This is a genomic window from Pelagibacterium luteolum, from assembly GCF_900100665.1.
GTDB classification, from domain to species: domain Bacteria; phylum Pseudomonadota; class Alphaproteobacteria; order Rhizobiales; family Devosiaceae; genus Pelagibacterium; species Pelagibacterium luteolum.
In genome coordinates this window covers 1-2,213 of the sequence record NZ_FNCS01000047.1, presented here as the reverse complement: position 1 = coordinate 2,213, position 2,213 = coordinate 1, and the positions used below count along the sequence as shown (strand labels likewise).

Sequence of the window (2,213 nt, the reverse complement as noted above, 5' to 3'; positions counted from 1 at the left end):
TGTCAAGCGAAGCGAGGATTTGACCCCTTTGGCGAACTGAAGAACTGACCCCCTCACTGGTTTGCTGTTTCGTTGGTTTCGAGCGCCGGTCCGGTCTTCTGCAGAAGACCGGACCGGCGCTTTTCACGGAGCCGATAGCTGTCGCCCCGGATGGTGATCACCGTAGAGTGGTGAAGCAGGCGGTCCAATATTGCTGTGGCGACGACGGGGTCTCCAAAAACGCTTCCCCATTCTCCCACGGAACGATTGGAGGTGATCAGGATCGCTCCCTTCTCGTAGCGCCGCGACACGAGCTGGAAGAACAAGTGTGCGGCATTGGCCTCGAAGGGCAAATAGCCCAGCTCGTCGATGATGAGCAATTTCGGCCGTGACAAGGTCGTCAGCTGCTTGTCGAGCGCGCCGTCGGCATGAGCCTTGGCCAGCATCGCTACCAGCGTCGCCGCAGTGATGAACTGCACGTTGTAATTCTGGCGGATCGCCTCGCGACCCAGGCTCACGGCAAGATGGGTCTTGCCCGTGCCGGGCGGTCCCAGAAGCATAAGCGTGTCGCCGTGCGCGATCCAGCGGCAGGTCGCGAGCTCCCTGATCTGGCCCTGGTCCAGCGAAGGCTGAGCCTCGAAGTCGAAGCCGTCCAATTCGCGTACGAAGGGGAATTGGGCGAGCTTGCTCGACATCGAGATTCGGCGCTCATCACGGCGGGCCACCTCGCGTGACACCAGGAAGGCCAAGGCTTCCCGCAAGGTCATCTTTGAGCGAGCCGCCTCATCGAGCAAGGTATCGAGCTGGTCACGGATCGCCGTCAGCTTCAGCCGATCAAGCGTTGCGATGAGCAGGTCGTGATCTACGTTCGTCATCACCAACCCCCTCCGACAACCGCCTCGTATTCCGCGAGCGGTCGCAGCAAGGCGGCGGGGGCCACCTCAACGGGAACTGCGCGCACCGGCCCGTCGAAGCCGGCTACGCCGGCAAAATGAGCGCGATCCACGATCCGTTGCCGTCGCTCTCGGCAAACAGGGTGGTCTGCCACGACCTGGCCCGCGTGGCGGATGATGACCCGGCCGGCCAGAACCACGACCTGGACGCTCTCGCCGATCAGGCGCCAGGGCACCGAGTAGCTGTTCGTGTCGAGATCGATCGCACAGTCGGCCTGAACCTTGCGGACCAGATCGCGCAATTGCCCAAACGGGGCGCGGCCGGCCAGAGGGCGCAGGGCATCAGCTTCAGATGCAAAGCGTTCCGCCGGGGCAACGCCAGTGGTGCCGTGTTCACGCTGATCGGCGATCTCGCGCGTCCATCGGTCCAGATGCGCCTCGAACGCCGCCCAGCTCTCGAACCGGCGGCCGGCAATCGCGTTCTTCTTGACGTAGCCAACACCGCGTTCGTCTTTTCCTTTCGTGCGGGCCCGGTAGGGAGCACAGGCCCGCGGCGTGAAGCCCCAATATCGGGCAAAGGCATGTAGCCGTGCGTTGAACTTCACCTCGCGCGTCACCGCGTCATGGTGATCGACTAGCGCTTTGGCATTGTCGATCAGCACTTCTGCAGGAACGCCGCCGAACCGCAGGAAAGCCCCTTCCATCCCTTCGAACCAGTCGGTCTGACGCTGCCTTTGCGAGGCGCGGATATGCAGTCGGCGCGAATAGCCGAGCGTCGCGACAAACACATGGATCCGCACGCGCTCGCCGTCGATCCACACCTTCGTATCGCCGAAGTCGATCTGTAGCTGATGACCCGGCGCCGTTTCGAAGCGAACTGTCGCCCGCTTCTGCGCCTTCAACTCCCGGCGCCAGCGCTTCACCCTCAGTTCCACCGAACGAAGACCGATCACAATTCCATGCTCGCTCGCCAGTTCCTGACGAATGACATCGGCATTGCCCTCGTGGCGGAAGAAACGCTCCCGAAGCCAATCGTCCAGCCCGTCAAATGCTGTGCGACGGACGGGTTGGCGATAGGGCACCACACCGCCTTCGCGAAGATAGCGACGAACCGTGTTACGCGCGCACCCGAACTCTTGCGCGATCCGCTTCGCTCCCCAGCCCAGCTCATGCAGTCGAACCATTGCTGAAACTTCCTCCCCCGACCGCATCTCCTCAACTCGCCCTGGTTTTGTCACCACGAGCTTGGAGGGAAATTCATCGTGCATCTACTGATCCTCTCAAAAACAAGGGGTCAGTTCTTCGTTTCGTTTGGGGGGCAGTTTCTCATTTCGCCCGACA

At 62.0% G+C, this 2,213-nt stretch carries 1 protein-coding gene and 1 pseudogene; both read right to left on the bottom strand.

What is annotated here, in order from left to right:
- Nucleotides 1–53 precede the first annotated feature (53 nt).
- Nucleotides 54–854 carry an IS21-like element ISSme2 family helper ATPase IstB gene (gene istB, locus BLR31_RS21270; protein WP_090600543.1) on the bottom strand — a complete coding sequence of 267 codons (801 nt, stop codon included), beginning with the start codon at nucleotides 852–854 and terminating at the stop codon, nucleotides 54–56.
- Nucleotides 854–2,068: pseudogene (gene istA, locus BLR31_RS21265) on the bottom strand (IS21 family transposase); the annotation flags it as partial. The pseudogene istA and the gene istB, both read right to left, overlap by 1 nt.
- Between the last annotated feature and the right edge of the window lie 145 nt (nucleotides 2,069–2,213).

Coding starts and splice junctions, on each gene's coding strand:
- istB (WP_090600543.1), bottom strand. CDS start 854: ATGACGAACGTAGATCACGACCTGCTCATCGCAACGCTTGATCGGCTG.